The sequence below is a fragment of the Candidatus Palauibacter sp. genome (assembly GCF_965208055.1).
GTDB lineage: Bacteria > Gemmatimonadota > Gemmatimonadetes > Palauibacterales > Palauibacteraceae > Palauibacter.
This window is the reverse complement of record NZ_CBDBNY010000004.1, coordinates 3,534,507-3,551,179: the sequence shown is the minus strand read 5'-3', so window position 1 is coordinate 3,551,179 and position 16,673 is coordinate 3,534,507. Positions and strand designations below refer to the sequence as shown.

The window sequence follows — 16,673 nt, the reverse complement described above, 5'->3', positions numbered from 1 at the left end:
TCAGGCCGCTGCGGCGATCTGCCGGCCGATCTCGCGCAGCGCGCGGTCCCGGCCGGCGGCGAACAGCTGCCGGAGTTGCTCGCCGGCCCGGAAGCGGGCGTCACGGTATCGGCGGAGGGGGTGCGGATCATGCGGAATCTCCTCGAATCTTCGTACAAACGGCCACACCTGCAGGAGCAGCGCGGCGTTGGCGGCCCAACCTTCGTACTGCAACAGCTGCCCATCGCCGGCGGCGACGGCGCGTTCCAGAGCGAACAACCTATATAACCGAAGAGAAGCGTAAGGGTCCGTCACGGCTGGAGCCGACAGCAGATGACGGGCACAGAGCCGGCCCCCGGCCCGGGTCAGACGCCGGGTGAAGGGTTCCGAATCGCCGCGCGCGACCGCAACGAGGTCGGCGCCGCCCTCGAAGCGGCGAAGCATCTCCGGCAGGCGCTCCGGCGGATCGGAGAAATCGCCCTGCATGGAGACGAACGCGTCGCGGCGCGGATAGCCCGAGCGTTGGAGCGTCGCCCGGATGAGCCGGTCGAGGCTCGCGGCGTAGCCCTGCCGCGCCTCGTTGCGGAGCACGGTCAGCGGAAGCACCCGCGGATATCGGTCGAGCGCCTCGCCCGTCCCGTCGTCCGAGGCGTCATCGCACACGAGCACGTGAAACTGCCGCCGCTCGCCGTAGAGCAGTTCGCGGATCCGCCACAGCAGCGGGCCGATGGTATCGCGTTCGTTGTGAACCGGAATCCCGATGTGAATCACGCGCCCTCTCCGCGTTGCGCCACCCGCTTCCAGCGCCGGTGGAACCAGAAATACTGCTCCGGCCGCCGTTCGATCTCCCTCTCCAACACCCGAACCCACCCCTTTGTGAGCTCGACCGGATCCCCGGCGGCGCCGGACCGGCCGCCGTCGATCTCTTCATGGACGATCCTGTACCCCGATGGGTCTCGAACCAGAGCCGCGAAGAAGAGAGGGACATCGGCCGCGAGACACAAACGCGCCGGGGCGAGCGATGTCCAGGCGGGGCGACCCAGAAAGTCGACCGGGGCGCTGGCGCGCCGGGTGTGCTGATCGGCCACGAGGGCCAGAACCCGGCCCGAGCGCAGCGCGTCGAGCGCCGGCCGCGCCGCCGCGTCGCGGTCGAGCACGTCCAGCCCCAGCCGCGCGCGCAACTCGCCCAGCCGATGGCCGAAGGCGCCTCGCTGACGCTGCACGACCGCCGTCACGCGCACTCCGAGCGCCCGCACGGCCGCCCCTCCGATCTCCCAGTTGCCGAGGTGCCCGGAGACGACCACGGCGCCGCCCCGCTCCGCAGTCGCCGCGTGCAGGCGCGGGCCCAGCCCGGCCTCGTCGACGACGCGAGACAGCATCCGCTCGATCCGGGGCGCACCGCTCATGAGGAGCGCGGCCTCCTGGCCGAAGTGGCGGTAGCAGGCGCGAGCCGTGTCGCGCACCCAGCACGGTGTGGCGACCGGGAAACTTGCGGCGAGTTGGGCGTCGACCACGCGGCGGCGGACGCGGAGAGGGTCGCGACACAGCGCTCCGAGCGCCCGGCCGGCCGCGAGCGCCACCGGTTCCGGCGCGGCGCGCAGTCCGAGGTGCAGGCCGGCCACGCCGCCGTCCGCGAACGCGCCCACGAGCGCGTCCGCAAGCGGTGGGCCGCCGCCACGCCCGCGCCGACCGGCCTGCCGCGCGCGCTCCTTCACGGTTGCGGGACGCGTTCGAGCTGGTGGCCGAAGAGCCGACGGTACGGCCCGCCGCGAGCGACGAGCGCGTCATGGCGGCCGGCGTCCACAAGTCGCCCGCGCTCGAGGACGAAGATCCGGTCCGCCTCGCGCACGGTCGAGAGCCGGTGGGCGACCACGATCACCGTGCGGCCGCGAAAGCCCTCCGCCGCCGCCCTGAGCGCCGTCTCCGTTTCGGCATCCACGGCCGACGTGGCTTCGTCCAGGATGAGGACGGGGGGATCGCGGAAGATGGCCCGCGCGATGCCGATGCGCTGACGCTGGCCCGTCGACAGACGCACGCCGCGGTCGCCGAGCACGGTGTCGTAGCCGTCGGGCAGTCCCGCGATGAAGCCGTGCGCCCCGGCCGCCCGCGCCGCCGCTTCGACCGCCGCCGGGTCCGGCGCGGCCTCCCCATAGGCGATGTTCGCCGCCACCGTGTCGTGGAAGAGCACCGCCTCCTGCCCCACGAGACCGGTGAGCCGGCGGAGGGAGTCCATCGAGAACTCCCGGATGTCCGTCCCATCGATCGTGACCCGTCCCGCCTGCGGATCCGCGAACCTGGGCAGCAGGTCGACCAGCGTGGACTTCCCGCTCCCCGACGCCCCGACGATGGCGACGACGGATCCGCGCGGGATGGCGAGGTCGATGCCTCGCAGCGCGGCCCGCCCCGGCTCGTAGGCGAAGCTGACGCCCTCGTAGCGGATCTCCCGTTCGGGGCCCGCCGCGATCCGCGACCCTCCGGCCGGTTCCGGATCCTGGTCCAGGATCTCGAAGAAACGGTCGGCCGCGGCGAGCCCCTGCGCGGCGATGGCCGGGTACTGCGCGAGCCCCTTCACCGGCGAGACGGCGCGCAGCGCGATGGTCACGAAGGCGACGAACTGTTCGGGCGCGATCGACCCGCCACTCCCCACGAACGACGCCCCGATCCAGACGAGTCCGAGCGCCACGACGGACGCGAGCACTTCGGAAAGGGGCGAGGCGAGGTGTCGGGTCGTGGCCGCCGCGATCCGCTTGCGGCTGAACGCGTCCGAACGGCGCCGAAAGCGCTTCATCTCGAAGTCCTCGGCGACCCTCGACTTCACCACCCGCACCGCGCCCAGCGATTCCCCCAGCGCCGCCACAAGTTCGCCGTGGTCATCCCAGGTGCGGCGGAACTTCTCGCGCAGCCGACCGAGCAGCGGCCGCAGGCCGAGCCACACGAGCGGCACCAGGATGACGGCGATCAGCGCCAGCCTCCACGACAGAGCGAACAGGGCCACCGCATAGGCCGCGAGAGTCGCCCCCTGGCGCACCGCCTGCGCGAGCGCGTCGGTCACGACGGGCTTCGCCTCGCCCGCATCCGCCATCACTCGCGCGATCAACTGTCCCGCCTTTCCGCGCTCGAAGAAGGCGAGCGGCAGGCGCTGCAGGTGGGCGTGCACGGCATTGCGCACGTCGCGGACGAGGAACTCCTGCGTGCGGATCGAGAGCGCCCGCCCCCCGATGATGCAGAGGTTCTTGAGGAGGAGCGCCGCCAGCACCAGCACGCACACGGCCCGCAACCCGTCCAGCCCCGCCTCCGGACCGAGCCACCCCCCGGCGATCCCATCGAGGAAACGCTCCGCCGCGTTGCGTCCCTCGCCGGGCAGGGGAGGTCCGATCCCGAAGAGCGAGCGGAGGAACGGGATGAGCAGGAGGAGGCTGAACGCCTCAAGTCCGGCCGCGAGCACGCCGAGCGCGAGGCTCGCGACGAAGGTCCAGCGATAGGGGCGCAGGAACCGGAGCAGCCGCCGATACGGGGAGGCGCCCCCGCCGCTCCGGCCCGGGTTCATCGAGTCACCGCGGCGTGAGCAGCGCGGCCGGAAGCACCATTTCGTCGGGGCTCACCCCGCCGTGCAGGAAGCTGTCCCGGTACCGATTCTGGTATTCCCGCAGCCTCGTCGGATAGACGAAGAAGTAGTCCTCGCGACAGAGGGCGAAGGTCTTGTTCATCCCGCCCGGAGGCAGTCGCCATTCGTCCGCGTCCGAAGTCGACATGACCGCGGCCGGGTTTTCCACCTTCATGTCGTCGCCGATCTTGTAGCGCAGGCTCGTCGACGCGTCGCGTCCCGCGTAGATCGTGGCGGGCCGCCGGCAGTGAATCGAACCGTGGTCCGTCGTGAGGAGGACCCGGACTCCCCGCTGCGCGGCCAGCCGCAGCGCCTTCAGCGCCGGCGAACGCTCGAACCAGGTCACCGTCAGCGAGCGCAGCGCGCTGCTGTCCTGCGCCATCTCCCAGATCAGGCGCGACCGCGACCGCCCGTGCGTGAGCATGTCCACGAATCCGAACACGAGCGCTGTGGCCGAGGGGGACGACAGGTAACCGCCGAGCCGCGCCAGCATGGGCTCGCTCTCCTGGGCCGAGAAGATCTTCTCGTAGTGCACGGGGATCCGCGACGCGGTCAGTTCGTGGATATGCCGCTCGAAGAGTTCGTCCTCGAACGAGTTGTAACCGGTCTCGCTTCCCCTCTCCCACCATTCCGGACGACGCTCGGCGAGTTCGTCCGCGAAGATGCCCCCGAAGATCGCGTTGCGCGCGAACGGGGTCGCCGTGGGCAGGAGGCCCGCGTAGAGCGCCTCCTCGATCTCGAAGTGCTCGCTGACGATGGGGAGGACCGCCCGCCACTGGTCCAGCCGCATGCAATCCATCACGACGAGAAGCGCCGCCGGATCCTCGTCGAGGATCGGTCGAAAGAAGCGGGGCAGCACGTCCACCGAGAGAGTCGGGCCCCGCTCGCCCCCTTCGTGCACCCACTCACCGTACTGATCCGCCACGAGATCGCAGAACCCTCGGCTCAGGTCGGTGTGCAGCCCATCGAGGATCTCGCGCAGGCCCGACTCGCCGGCCTCCTCCAGCTTCAGGTCCCAGTCGACCAGCTCGGAGTACAGGTCGGCCCAGTCCCGCCACGAAGCCGCCGTGGAGACCCGCTCCCGCAACTCGCCGAAACGCCGTGAGAAATCGCGCGTGATGTGCTCGTGGCGCAGCGCCGGGCCGGCGAGGAGCCGGGTCACGACCGACAGCACCTGCCGGGGGCTCGTCGGTTTGACGATGTAGTCGTCCGCCCGCCGTCCGATCGCCTCGTGCATGGTCGATTCTTCTTCGCTCTTCGTGACCATCACCACGGGGAGGCGCGGGGCAAAACTCCGGATGCGGTCGAGAACCTCGATCCCGCGCAGCCCCGGCATCCGCTCGTCCAGCAGCACGAGATCGTAGGACACCGCCGTCAGGAGTTCCATCGCGTCCTGGCCGTTCATCACCGCATCGACGTGATACCCCGACGACCGCAGCAGCATGAGATGCGGACGCAGCAGGTCGACTTCGTCGTCCACCCAGAGGATCCGGCCCGCCACCGTCTTCGTCCCTTCGGTCATCTACGGCCTTTCAGATGTTCAGATATGAACGGATGGCCCGCTCCAGCTTAAGCACGACCGCCTCGGCGCGGATCCTCCTCATGCGTCCGGGTCGAGTGGCCCGGGACGGCCTTCGCTCGCCGTCGGAACCGGCCGGGTCACGAAACCGGTCCACGGTGAGATCCGTGAACCGGCGGTAGGGACCGCTGCGTTCGGGGTCCGTATGCCCGTACAGTCCGATGGTCGGCGTCCCCAGCGCCACCGCCATGTGCAGGGGACCCGTGTCCGGCGCCAGCACGAGATCGCTCGCGGAAAGCCGGCCCGCCAACTCCCTCAGCGTCCCTCCGAGCGCCACGCACGGCGGAATCCCGCACAACGCCTCGAGTCGGTGGGCATCGCGCAGTTCCTCTTCGGAGTCTCCCCCCAGGAGCACCGGCTGAAGGCCCAGATCACCGGCCGCCACGTCGATTACCCGCGCGGTCCCCTCGAGGGTCCAATTCCTCCGAGGGTTGGAACTCCGCGGCACGATCGCGAGCACCGGGCGCGCGAATCCCTCCCTCCACCGCGCCGAAATCCGCCGCTCCTCGTCGGTGAAATGAAAACGCCACTCCAGGCGTCGCGGGACGCCGAGATGATCGAGAAACTCGAACAGCTCGTCCTGAATGTGGGCCACGGGAGCCGGCGGGATGCGGCGGTTCGTGGCCAGCCAGCTCAGGTCGCGGGCGCGAGAGAGATCGTGGCCGAGGCGCTCCGGAGCGCGGAGGAGACGCGTGACCATCCCTCCCTTGAAATTCGGCTGCAGACAGATGACGAGATCGAACGTTTCTCGCGCCACTTCGCGCCGAAAGCGGGAATAGGCACGGGCGCCGAGCCGCCGGTGGAAGAGCAGGAGCCGGTCGATGTCCGGCCGGCCGGCCATCAGCGCAGCCGGGCCCGGCTGCAGCACCCAGGTGATGTGTGCGTCGGGCCAGGCCCGCCGGAGGGACGCTACAACGGGCAACCCCTGGACGGTGCTTCCCACCGCGCTCATGAGCACGAGGGCGACCCGACGCGGCGGAGCGCCCGCGCCTCGGGGGGATCTATCGGCCTGCATTCCGGTACAGAGGCTGGCGGATCGTGACGAAACCGCGGGGCCGAACCGGCCCCGGCAACACCCGCCCGGGCTGACAACGGCCCCAAAACACAGTAATCTCGGGACGATGCGAACTCTTACCCGCTATATCCTGCGCCGTCACGCCGGACCGTTCATCTTCGCCATCATCGGCACCACGGTGCTGCTCCTCCTCGATCAGGTGAGCAAGCGCTTCGAGCGGCTCATCGGCAAGGACCTCGAGTGGACCGTGATCGCCGAGGTCTTCGTCTATTCGATCCCCTTCATCATCGCGCAGACCCTGCCGATGGCCGTGCTCATCGCGGTCCTGTACGTCTTCAGCCGGATGGAGGGCGACTTCGAGATCACCGCCGCCAAGGCGAGCGGCATCCCGCTGTCGCGCGTGATGGCCCCGCTCCTCGTCTGCGCCGTCATCCTGGCCGGCGGAATGACCTGGTTCAACAACACGGTCCTGCCCCAGTCGAATCATCACCTGCAGGTGCTGCTCAGGGGGATCGGCCGCAAGACGCCGACCTTCAACCTCCGGGAACATACGATCAACGAAGTGCTGCCGTCCTATGTATACGTACACCCCGGCGCAATCGACCGGGAAGAGAGCGTGGTCCACGATGTCGCGATCTACGATGAGCGAAACGGCCAGGAGAGCCGCTCCATCTACGCGACCCGCGGGAAGATGGGCTTCTCGGAGGAGGGAGAAGACCTCTACTTCGACCTCGAGGACGGCGTCGTCCAGGTGCGCCTGCACGAGCGCCCGCACGCCTTTCGGCGCATCGCCTTCGAGCGGATGCTGCTCAAGATCCCGGATGTGGCGAACGGGCTCGAGCGGGATACCGCCGCCATACGCGGCGACCGCGAAATGAACATCGCCGACATGCGCGCGGAGGCGGATCGCGGCAGGGAGATGGCGGACGCGGCGCGCTCGGAGAGCCTGGTGTACGCCCGGGCGATCACCGAAATGCTGCTGGATTTCGAGCAGCCTCTGGCGGACGCGCCGGTTCGCGGCGGGGCCGGGCCGGCGGGCGGCACCCGTACCGGGGGAGGCGAGACCCCCGACTGGAATGGGGACATCCCCGACCTGGCACGGGACATTCCCGCCCGGGAAGTCGATCTCCCCGACCGGGAAGACGATCTCCCTGCGGCATCGGGAGCGCCCGCGCGACGCGAGATCCAGGCCACCGCGCCGGACTCCACGACACAGGTCGCCGAGAGCGCAGCCCGCCGCTTCTACTCCGCGTTCGATGCGGCGAACCAGTTCCAGTCCTACGCGGAGCGCGAGAACACGGGCCTTCGCCGGATTAACCAGTACTGGGTCGAGATTCACAAGAAGGGGACGATCCCGGCCGCCTGCATCGTCTTCGTCCTTTTCGGGGCCCCGATCGCAGTTCGGTTCCCGCGCGGGGGCGTCGCGCTCGTCGTCGGCGTCAGCCTCGGCTTCTTCGGAGCGTACTACGTGTCGCTCATCGGCGGCGAGCGACTCTCCGACCGCCTCTGGATCTCGCCGCTCGTGGCCATGTGGGCCCCGAACATCCTGTTTGGCGCCCTCGGCCTCGTGGCCCTGGCGCGCTCGACCAAGGTGATGCGCTGACCCCGTGAGACTGCTCGACCGGTACGTCCTGTTCCAGTTCCTGCGGATCTTCGCCGCCTGCGCGCTCGGCGTGCCGTTCCTGTTCATGGTCATCGACGTCGCCGACAACATCGACCGATTCCTCGACCAGGGGTCCACCTGGTCCCAGATCATCCTCCACTACGTGTACGAGTTCCCGTACCAGTCGCTGCTCGGGTTTCCGATTGCCGCCCTGCTCGGGTCCGTGTTCACGGTGGCCTCCATGTCCCGGCACTTCGAGGTCGCGGCCGCCAAGGCGGGCGGCGTTTCCTTCTATCGGCTCGTCCTCCCCATTCTCTGCGGCGCGACGCTGCTGAGTCTCGTCGCGCTCGGCCTGACGGAACTCGTCGCCGTGACGACCCGGAAATCGGCCGAAGTCCTCGAGCAGGAGGAGGCCCGCAGCCAGACGATCCGGAACTCCTTCGTCTACCGGGGGGACGACGGCCTCGTGTACAAGGCGCGACTGCTGGACACGCGCGAGGGCCGGATGGACGACATACAGATCGAGCGGAAGGGATCGGAACCCGACTTCCCCACCGTGCACATCACAGCCAACACGGCGCAGTACGACTCGGTGTCCTCGCGCTGGGTGCTCCAGCAGGGGTGGATGCGGGAGTTCCGCGGCCCGGAAGATGAGACCGCCTACGAGTTCGCCGAACTGTTCGTGCGCCAACTGGACGAGACGCCCGAGGAACTTCAGGCGAGGCCCAAGGAGCCGGACGAGATGCGCTATGCGGAACTCGGGCGCCTCATCGAGTCGGTCGAACGGTCGGGCGGCACGACGAACGGGCTCAGAACCTCCCGCGCGCTGCGCATCGCCTTCCCCTTCATCTGCCTCGTGATCGCCGTGTTCGGGATGCCGCTCGCGCACAGCAACAAGCGGGGCGGCGCGCCGACCTCGATCGGAATCGCGCTCGGCACGACGATCCTCTTCCTGACCCTGATCCGCATCTCCGAAGCGATGGGGGCCGGAGGGGCGCTGTCACCGACCGCCGCGGCCTGGTTGCCCAACATCATCTTCTTCGCCGCCGGGCTCGTGCTCTTCGCCAGACTGCGTACGTAGCATCGTACGTGCGTCGACCCGACACTAGCGGCCGGGCGCCGCCGTGGCGCCGATCCGCTCGATGTCCGCTCTCACCATGAGGCGGATCATCTCCTCGAACGACATGCGCGGCTCCCAGCCCAGCCGCCGCTTCGCCTTCGACGGGTCGGCGCAGAGCCGCTCGACCTCGGCCGGCCTCAGGAGCGCCGGGTCCTGCTCCACGTGCTCGCGCCAGTCCCGCCCGATCTCATCGAAGGCGATCTCGATCAGCCGTTGCACGGAATGGGTCACGCCGGTCCCGATCACGTAGTCCTCGGGTGTCTCCGCCTGCAGCATGAGCCACATCGCTTCGACGTAGTCGCCCGCAAAACCCCAGTCGCGCTCCGCTCTGAGGTTCCCGATCGACAAACGGTCGACGAGCCCGTGATGGATGCGGGCCGCCTCCCAACTCACCTTGCGCGTGACGAACTCCCGGCCCCGCCTGGGACTCTCGTGGTTGAACAGGATCCCGCTCGTCGCGAACAGGTCGTAGCTCTCCCGGTAGTTCACCGTGATGAAGTGGCCGTACACCTTCGCGACGCCGTACGGGCTGCGGGGATAGAAGGGCGTGTTCTCGGTCTGCGGGGTCTCCCGCACCTTCCCGAACATCTCCGAGGAGGAGGCCTGGTAGAAGCGGACCGCGTGGTCGACCGCCCGGATCGCCTCGAGCATGCGCGTGACGCCCAGCGCCGTGAATTCACCCGTCAGCAGCGGCTGGTCCCAGGAGGTGGGGACGAAGGACTGCGCGGCGAGGTTGTACACCTCCCGGGGTTCCACGCGTTCGAGAACGCGGATGAGCGACAACTGATCGAGCAGGTCCGCCTGGTGGAGCGCGACCCGGTCGCGGAGATGCGCGATGCGGTCGTACTTCTCCACCGAGGAACGGCGCACGACGCCGTGCACCTCGTACCCCCTGTCGAGCAGGAACTCGGCCAGGTAGGAGCCATCCTGTCCCGTGATGCCGGTGATGAGCGCGATCATGGCGGCCGAATATGCGCGGCCGGCACGCCAGGGCCAAACCGCGCCGACCCACGCGAGGCCGCCGTCGCCCCGCTGCTTGACCGAAGACAACCCGAATTCGACATTCCCCGTCCCGCGGCCGGCAGGGCTGCGGGAAACGGACGGCTGAAGACAGAGCTGAAGACAGAGGAGGTCTCGCGATCGCGCGCGCGACGCCGGTTCCGACATGGGTGCCCGATCTTCCCGCGACGCCGGGTGTCTACGTCTTCGTGGATGCGCACGGGCATCCCCTCTATGTGGGGAAGAGCGTGAACCTGCGGCGGCGCGTCCGGAGCTATTTCTACTCGGGCGGGCCATCGAACGAGCGTCTGGCCGAGATGCTGCGGATCGCCCGGGGCGTCGAGGCACACCCGACCGGGAGCGACCTCGAGGCGCGGCTCATGGAGGCGGAGCGCATCCTCGGCCAGCGTCCGCCGTACAACAAGGCGCTCAAGCGGCGCGGCGCCGGCTGGTATCTGGAACTCCGCCGGAACGAACCCTTCCCGCGGCTGCGCGTCGTGCGCCGGCCGCGCCGGGCCCAGGCCCGTTACGTCGGTCCGTTCTGGAGTCGTCGTTTGCCCGAGCGCGTCCGTCGCCTCGTGGAGAAGATCTTCCGGCTGCGGAGTTGCGCCGAAGCGGTGCGCCCGGACGCCGCCCGGAGCCCCTGCATGCAGTTCGACATGGGCCTTTGCACCGCACCCTGCGCGCGACGCGTGGGACTCAACGGCTATCGGCGGCAGGCGGAAGCGGCCGGGCGTCTGCTCGTCGACCGCGACTACGCGTGGGAACTTCTGGACCGGTTCACGGCGGCGCGCGACGCCGCCTCCGAACGGCTGGAGTTCGAGCGGGCCGCGGAGGCGCAACTGCGTCTCGACTGGATCGAGGAACTGGAGGAACTCCGGTTCTCGCTGGAGCCGGGAGCCGAACCGCACTCGTGGCTCATCGTACTTCCGGGCCTGGCCGATACGCACCGCACGCTCCAGCCCGTCGCGCGCGGACAGGTGCTCCGGCGGCATCGCGTGGAGTGGATCGAAGGCGCCTGGGAGGAGGCCGTGGAAGACGCCTGCTATGCCGTGCGCCTGGCGGAGTTGCGGACGCCCGCGGTGCTTTCGCCGCGCGAATCCGTGCCCAGCGCGATGGTCGGCCGCTGGATCGAGGAAGGGGGCGAGGACGGACACGCGATCGACCTGACCCATCTCGACGCCGGCGGCGCCATCGACCAACTTCGGCGACTCGCGTCCTGACGCCTGCCGCGAAACCTCGTCACCGTCAGCCGGGTCTTCATGCTCATGCTCAGAAACCAGGACATCGTCGCGGCCCGCGAACGGATCCGTTCCGGTGTGGCGCGGACGACGTGCCCGCAGTCCTTCGCCCTGGAGGCGCGCGCCGATGGCCGCTTCCATCTCAAGACCGAGTTCCGGCAGCGCACCGGATCGTTCAAGGACCGGGGATCGCTCAACAAGCTTCTGCGCCTCGGCCCGGCCGCCCGCGAGGGCGGTGTCGTGGCGGCGAGCGCCGGGAATCATGCCCAGGCGCTCGCCTGGCACGCGGCCCGGCTGGGGATCGCATGCACGATCGTGATGCCCGTCCACGCGCCGCTCATCAAGGTCGCCCGGACCCGCGGCTACGGCGCCCACGTGATCCAGACGGGCGAGACGCTCTCCGACGGGATGGCGCTGGTCGATCGCCTGGCCCGGGAGGAGGGGCTCACGTCCGTCCACGCCTTCGACGACCTGGATGTGATGGCGGGCCAGGGGACGATCGGCCTGGAGATCCTCGAGCAGGTGCCCGACCTCACGACGGTCATCGTCCCCATCGGGGGAGGCGGGATGATCTCGGGGATCGCGACCGCCGTGAAGGCGCAGCGCCCCGACGTGCGCGTGATCGGCGTGGAGGCCGCGGCCTCACCGGGGGCCCGGGAGTCGCTCGCCGCCGGAAAGCCCGTACATCTCGAGAACTCCGATACGCTCGCGGACGGCATCGCCGTGAAGCGAATCGGCGACCTCACCTTCCCTCACCTGGCAACGCTGGTGGACGACATCGCCCTCATCGACGAGGAACAGATCACCCGCGCGCTCTTCTTCCTCCTCGAGTCCGAGAAGTTCGTCGTCGAAGGCGGTGGAGCGGTGTCCGTGGCCGCCGTCCTCGAGGGAAAGATCGATCTCCGCTCGTCCGATGTCACCGTCTGCGTCCTCTCGGGCGGCAACATCGACATGAACCTCGTGTCGCGGGTCATCGACCGGGCGCTGTGGGCCGATGGCCGACTCGCGCGTCTCACGGTCGTCGTTCGCGACCGCCCCGGCTACCTCAACGAGGTGACGGCCCTCGTCGCGATCGAGGGCGCGAACGTGCTGCATGTCGAACACACGCGCGCCTTCGGGGACATCTCGGTGGGCAGGGTGGGGATCGAACTCACGATCGAGACGCGGGGTCCCGACCACATCGCGGCGATCGTCACCAAGCTCCGCGATCTCGGCCACCGCGTGGAAGAGTTGTCCTGACCCACGCCTTCCTCCGCGCGCCGATCAGGCCGCGGCGACGCCAAGCGGGGTCAGGCCGTCTTCGGATTCTTCCGCCGCCGCGCAAAGCCCTCGAACAACCCCTCGAGTCTGGCCATCCGCTCGCGCAGATCCCCGATCTCGCGCCTCATGCGTTCGCGGAAATTGCCTACTTCGCCCGTGAGCGCCGTCAAGTCCCGCCGGATCGCGTACTGCCCCGGCAGGATCGCGGCAGCCAGCCCGATCGCCGCCCCGATGATCGTCCACATCTCAGCCGTCATCTCGCCGTCTCCTCATCCGCCGATGTCGTTTGCGAAGCTAACGCCCCCTCGATGTACGCGCGCGGATCAACGGCGCGTCAAAGGGAGGCCGGGAGTTGACCGGCAGCGGCGGCCGGCGCATCCTCGGGGCACGACAGAATCGGCCGGGGGGGCTCACGGAAGCCGGTGTGAATCCGGCGCGGCCCCGCCACTGTGAGAGGACCGGGTTTTTCCCGGAACGCCGACTCGGACGTGCCACTGGGATCCACGCGGGTCCCGGGAAGGCGAGCCCCGGCGGCCTCGAGCCAGGAGACGTGCCCATCCGGCGCCCACGACACACCTCCGCGGGGAGGTGAGGGGTCGTATTCCGGGTCCGGCACACCTCGGGAACCTCCCTCTCCTATTCCGCGAGAAGGGAGAACCGAGATGAGACATGTGAATCCGGCGCGCGGGCGCCCCCTTCACGGACTCGCTGTAGCCGCGGCGGCCTGCGCCGTCTTCGCCGCGCCCCCGCTTCGCGCTCAGGAACCCATCAGCCTCGAAGGACTCGTCGTCACCGCCTACCGCCTGGCGGAGCCCGAGTGGACCGTGGCCGCCAACACGACGGTCATCGAAGGCGAGGCGCTGGAGCGGGCCGGGATCGAGTTCGTGTCCGACGCGCTCCGGCAGATCGCCGGGCTGGCGGTCGCCCGCAACGGATCGTTCGGCGCCATCACGTCCGTGTTCCTGCGGGGCGGCGAATCGGACTACGTCCACGTGCTCGTCGACGGCGTACGCGTGAACGAACCCGGCGGATCCTACGACTTCGCCTCGCTGACCACCGACAACGTGGAGCGCATCGAGATCGTGCGCGGGCCGGCTTCGGCGCTGTACGGGTCCGACGCCGTGAGCGGCGTGATCCAGATCTTCACGCGCCGCGGGGCGGGGCCGCCTCGGGGCAGCGTCTCGTTCCAGACCGGGAGCTTCGGGACGACGCGCTGGCAGGGCGACCTCTCCGGGGGAACAGGCGGGCTTTCCTACGCCTTCTCCCTCGGCGGGAGCGCGACCGACGGGGTCCTCGCCTTCAACAACGAGCACCGGCAGACCACGGCCACGGGGCGCGTGCAGGCGAATCTGGACGCGGACACCGACGCGACCTTCGCCATCCGCTACAACGATTCGCGCTTCCACTATCCGACGGACGGGTCGGGAAACGTGGTCGACCGCAACGCGTATTCCTTCGGCGACGCGCTCACCGTCAACATCGATGCGGGCCGGCGCTGGGCGGACGCTCTCGAGACACGGCTCTTCCTCAACGTCTGGGAATCGGATCGCGGAACGGACGACGCGCCGGACAGCCCCGCCGACAGCCTGGGCTTCTTCGGCTTCAAGAGCCTCACCGACACCCGCCGCGTCACGGCCGGCGGCCGGGCCCTGTGGCGTCCCTCCGCCGGGCTCGCGGTCACGACGGGATACGAGGAGGAGCGGCAGTCCGTCCGCGGCTTCAATCAATCCTCCTCCCAGTTCGGAGAGAGTTCCGGCAGCTCCGGGAACGACTGGTGGAACCGGGCCCTTCACGGTCAGGTGTCGTGGGTTCGCGACGCGCTGGCGCTGAACGCGGGGCTGAGAGCCGAGGACGACGAGCGGTTCGGCGCCGCGGCCACCTGGCGGACGGGGGCGGCGTGGCGCGCCGAGGCCTCGGGGACGCGCCTCCGGGTCTCGGCCGGCACCGGCATCAAGGAACCGACGTTCTTCGAGACCTTCGCCACGGGCTTCGTCACCGGGAACCCCGACCTCACGCCGGAACGCTCCACGAGTTTCGAGGGGGGAATCGATCAGGAGTTCGGCGGCACGTTCAAGCTCTCGCTCACGGGCTTCAGCCAGAGCTACCGGGATCTGATTCAATACACGGGCTCTCCGCCCGCGGAGGGCGATCCGAACTTCTTCAACGTCGCGAAGGCCCGCAGCCGTGGACTCGAGACCGAGGCGAACGTCGAGGCCGGCCGTCTGCGGCTCACCGGCAGCTACACGTACCTCGATACCGAGGTACGGGACTCCGGTTTCGATGAGGGGCCGGGAGCGACGTTCGTGGAAGGCTCCGCGCTGCTGCGGCGGCCGAAGCACACCATGACGGCCTCGGCCTTCTATCCCGTCTCGTCGCGCGTGGACCTGGACGTGAGCCTGCGGCGCGTCGGTGAACGTGAGGACCGGGACTTCGCCTCCTTCCCCGCCGAGCCGGTATCGCTCCCCGCCTACACGGTGCTGGACCTCTCGGCCAGCTTCGACCTCGGCGGCGGCCGCCGGCCGGGCTTCACGCTCACGGTGCGCGCCGAGAACCTGCTCGACTCGGCCTACGAGGAGGTCTGGGGCTTTGCGGCGCCGGGTCGCGGGCTGTACGTGGGCGGTCGAGTCGTCCTCGGCGGTTCCTGACCGGGCACCCCTGACGGGCGCGGTGTCCCGTGGCCCCGCGGCGCACGAAACCGCGGGGCCCGGGCCCTCACGGCATCACGCCGACGCGTCGGGAGCGTCCTCCACCTCGGCCAGAGCCTTCTGCAGTTCGCGCCGGGCCACGCGGGTGACGAGCACGACCACGGCGGCCGTCGCGGCGAGTCCCGCCACGAGCAGTGCCGTCTGCCCCCAGCCGGCCGCGCCCCCGGAAGCCTCCGCCACTTCCGCTCCGGCCGCTCCGATGTACACGTACAGGAGCGTCCCCGGGAACATGCCCACGAGCGACGCCGCGACGTACTGGTAGAGGGTCACGCCGGTCAGGCCGTAGAAGTAGTTCTGCGCGTTGAACGGAAACACCGGTGAGAGCCGGGTGAGGAAGACGATGCGCCAGCCCTGCGTCTCGACCGCGCGGTCGATCGCCTGCAGCGCCGGACGCTTCGCGAGCAGTCTCTCCACGCGGTCGCGGAGCACGTAGCGGGCGATGATGAACGCGAGCGCGGCGCCGACGTTCGCGGCCACGAACACCGTGAGCGTCCCGAGCCCGAGCCCGAAGGTGACGCCTCCCGCGATCGTGAGCGCCGAACCCGGCAGGAAGAACACGACGGCGAGGGCGTAGACGACGCCGAAGAAGAAGGGTCCCAGCCAGCCCAGCCCCCCGGCGGTGTCCCGCAGCCAAGTGACCATCCGCGCGAGGAATCCGAGATCCTCCTCCGCATCCTGGAGCGGCGACAGCCCGGCTGTCACGAGCGTCGGCGCATCCGGTTCCCCCGCGGAAGCGGAGAGAACCTCGACCGTGTTCAGCGACCAGTCGTAGTCGGCGAACTCGAAGTCGATCCCGGGATCCGCCTCGATGGCGGCCCGCACGTGCTCGTCGGCGTACGGCGCGATGAAGGCCGGGATCGACTCCGCGCGCGGTTCCCAGCCGGCCTCGGTGAAGTCGGAGCCGTACCAGTCGAAGTAGCGCGAGAGCCGGAGCTTGTCGCCCTCCAGCGACACGTTGTCGGGATCCGTGAGGAAAGCCCGGGATCGTTCCTCGAGCTGGGCCTCGAGTTCGGGTCCCGCATATGCCCAGCGCGGGAGCGGCGCGCAGGAGAGCGAGGCGCAGTTGACCGCGAAATGGATCCGCGGGTCGCGGAAGAAGGGGCGCAGGACGTTGTGTTCGATGTTGTCGAGCGTCAGCGCGTGCCCGCCCACGGTCCACTCGAGTTCCGTCCACACGCCGTCGATCTCCCGGATCGAGGCGACGCCGGGATGATCGAGCATGGCGATCACGGTGAACGCGTTGTACGCGTTGATGAGGAGGGCCATCAGTTCATCGCGATCAAGCCCGCCGAGATCGGCTTCGGCCAGACGGCCCGCGTAGGCGTCCAGCTCCGCGCGATGCCGCTCCATGTAAGCGTAGTCGACGAGCCCGTCGGCGGTGCCCTCGCGCAGCAGTCCGGCCCAGTCGGAGTGGTCGAAACTCCCCGTGCCTCTCCCCAGCGAGCGTTCCACGGCCTCGGCGATGGCTCCCGTCGCCTGTTCGGCTGCGGGTGCGGCGCAACCCACCGATCCCGGTATGAGCACGCCCATGAGCAGCGTGGCCCACATGGCGGCCGAACGCCGTCGTC

General features: G+C 69.5%; 13 protein-coding genes and 1 riboswitch. Of the genes, 5 read left to right on the top strand and 8 right to left on the bottom strand.

Annotation, left to right across the window (positions count from 1 at the left end):
* Genes ACOGXI_RS15570 through ACOGXI_RS15550 form a run of 5 tightly spaced genes read right to left on the bottom strand, consistent with a single transcriptional unit; the run spans nucleotide 1 to nucleotide 6,114 of the window.
* Nucleotides 1-750, bottom strand: coding sequence for a glycosyltransferase family 2 protein (locus ACOGXI_RS15570; RefSeq protein WP_419939730.1), 750 nt, complete (start codon nucleotides 748-750; stop codon nucleotides 1-3).
* Entirely contained in the window at nucleotides 747-1,694 is a 948-nt protein-coding gene (locus ACOGXI_RS15565) for a lysophospholipid acyltransferase family protein (protein ID WP_419939729.1), read from the bottom strand. Before ACOGXI_RS15565 ends, ACOGXI_RS15570 begins: the two co-directional genes overlap by 4 nt.
* Nucleotides 1,691-3,526: an ABC transporter ATP-binding protein gene (locus tag ACOGXI_RS15560; RefSeq protein ID WP_419939728.1), complete on the bottom strand. Its 1,836-nt coding sequence runs from the start codon at nucleotides 3,524-3,526 to the stop codon at nucleotides 1,691-1,693. The genes ACOGXI_RS15565 and ACOGXI_RS15560 overlap by 4 nt, the downstream gene beginning before the upstream one ends.
* A 4-nt stretch (nucleotides 3,527-3,530) precedes the next feature.
* Entirely contained in the window at nucleotides 3,531-5,105 is a 1,575-nt protein-coding gene (locus ACOGXI_RS15555) for a response regulator (protein ID WP_419939727.1), read from the bottom strand.
* Between the two features lie 10 nt (nucleotides 5,106-5,115).
* Nucleotides 5,116-6,114 carry a glycosyltransferase family 9 protein gene (locus ACOGXI_RS15550; RefSeq protein ID WP_419939726.1) on the bottom strand — a complete coding sequence of 333 codons (999 nt, stop codon included), beginning with the start codon at nucleotides 6,112-6,114 and terminating at the stop codon, nucleotides 5,116-5,118.
* A gap of 169 nt (nucleotides 6,115-6,283) precedes the next feature.
* Here ACOGXI_RS15550 and ACOGXI_RS15545 point away from each other — a divergent pair, with 169 nt between their 5' ends.
* Together ACOGXI_RS15545 and ACOGXI_RS15540 are read left to right on the top strand one after the other, a co-directional pair.
* The gene (locus tag ACOGXI_RS15545) at nucleotides 6,284-7,780 is read left to right on the top strand and encodes an LptF/LptG family permease (RefSeq protein ID WP_419939725.1); all 1,497 of its coding nucleotides are present in this window, start codon (nucleotides 6,284-6,286) and stop codon (nucleotides 7,778-7,780) included.
* A 4-nt stretch (nucleotides 7,781-7,784) separates the two neighbouring features.
* A complete protein-coding gene (locus tag ACOGXI_RS15540; RefSeq protein ID WP_419939724.1) occupies nucleotides 7,785-8,861 on the top strand; it encodes an LptF/LptG family permease in 1,077 nt (358 codons plus the stop codon).
* Nucleotides 8,862-8,885: 24 nt separating this feature from the next.
* On the opposite strand, the gene gmd is transcribed toward ACOGXI_RS15540, so the two are convergent.
* Nucleotides 8,886-9,860: a GDP-mannose 4,6-dehydratase gene (gene gmd / locus ACOGXI_RS15535; RefSeq protein ID WP_419940223.1), complete on the bottom strand. Its 975-nt coding sequence runs from the start codon at nucleotides 9,858-9,860 to the stop codon at nucleotides 8,886-8,888.
* Between the two features lie 209 nt (nucleotides 9,861-10,069).
* On the opposite strand from gmd, the gene ACOGXI_RS15530 reads away from it, so the two are divergent.
* Entirely contained in the window at nucleotides 10,070-11,122 is a 1,053-nt protein-coding gene (locus ACOGXI_RS15530; RefSeq protein ID WP_419939723.1) for a GIY-YIG nuclease family protein, read from the top strand.
* Between the two features lie 39 nt (nucleotides 11,123-11,161).
* Complete coding sequence (gene ilvA, locus ACOGXI_RS15525; RefSeq protein WP_419939722.1) at nucleotides 11,162-12,379, top strand: threonine ammonia-lyase; 1,218 nt, start codon at nucleotides 11,162-11,164, stop codon at nucleotides 12,377-12,379.
* Nucleotides 12,380-12,429: 50 nt separating this feature from the next.
* On the opposite strand, the gene ACOGXI_RS15520 is transcribed toward ilvA, so the two are convergent.
* The gene (locus tag ACOGXI_RS15520; protein ID WP_419939721.1) at nucleotides 12,430-12,657 is read right to left on the bottom strand and encodes a hypothetical protein; all 228 of its coding nucleotides are present in this window, start codon (nucleotides 12,655-12,657) and stop codon (nucleotides 12,430-12,432) included.
* 155 nt (nucleotides 12,658-12,812) lie between these two features.
* A riboswitch (cobalamin riboswitch) is annotated at nucleotides 12,813-12,952 on the top strand.
* A 110-nt stretch (nucleotides 12,953-13,062) separates the two neighbouring features.
* On the opposite strand from ACOGXI_RS15520, the gene ACOGXI_RS15515 reads away from it, so the two are divergent.
* Entirely contained in the window at nucleotides 13,063-15,045 is a 1,983-nt protein-coding gene (locus tag ACOGXI_RS15515) for a TonB-dependent receptor plug domain-containing protein (RefSeq protein ID WP_419939720.1), read from the top strand.
* Nucleotides 15,046-15,120: 75 nt separating this feature from the next.
* On the opposite strand, the gene ACOGXI_RS15510 is transcribed toward ACOGXI_RS15515, so the two are convergent.
* Nucleotides 15,121-16,653, bottom strand: a complete 1,533-nt coding sequence (locus tag ACOGXI_RS15510; protein ID WP_419939719.1) for a VTT domain-containing protein — start codon at nucleotides 16,651-16,653, stop codon at nucleotides 15,121-15,123.
* Nucleotides 16,654-16,673: the final 20 nt, after the last annotated feature.

Bases quoted from the DNA above. Each gene is read 5' to 3' on its own strand.
- ACOGXI_RS15560 (WP_419939728.1), bottom strand. From the start codon at position 3,526: ATGAACCCGGGCCGGAGCGGCGGGGGCGCCTCCCCGTATCGGCGGCTG.
- ACOGXI_RS15520 (WP_419939721.1), bottom strand. From the start codon at position 12,657: ATGACGGCTGAGATGTGGACGATCATCGGGGCGGCGATCGGGCTGGCT.
- gmd (WP_419940223.1), bottom strand. From the start codon at position 9,860: ATGATCGCGCTCATCACCGGCATCACGGGACAGGATGGCTCCTACCTG.
- ACOGXI_RS15515 (WP_419939720.1), top strand. From the start codon at position 13,063: ATGAGACATGTGAATCCGGCGCGCGGGCGCCCCCTTCACGGACTCGCT.
- ACOGXI_RS15555 (WP_419939727.1), bottom strand. From the start codon at position 5,105: ATGACCGAAGGGACGAAGACGGTGGCGGGCCGGATCCTCTGGGTGGAC.
- ACOGXI_RS15545 (WP_419939725.1), top strand. From the start codon at position 6,284: ATGCGAACTCTTACCCGCTATATCCTGCGCCGTCACGCCGGACCGTTC.
- ACOGXI_RS15550 (WP_419939726.1), bottom strand. From the start codon at position 6,114: ATGAGCGCGGTGGGAAGCACCGTCCAGGGGTTGCCCGTTGTAGCGTCC.
- ACOGXI_RS15510 (WP_419939719.1), bottom strand. From the start codon at position 16,653: ATGTGGGCCACGCTGCTCATGGGCGTGCTCATACCGGGATCGGTGGGT.
- ilvA (WP_419939722.1), top strand. From the start codon at position 11,162: ATGCTCATGCTCAGAAACCAGGACATCGTCGCGGCCCGCGAACGGATC.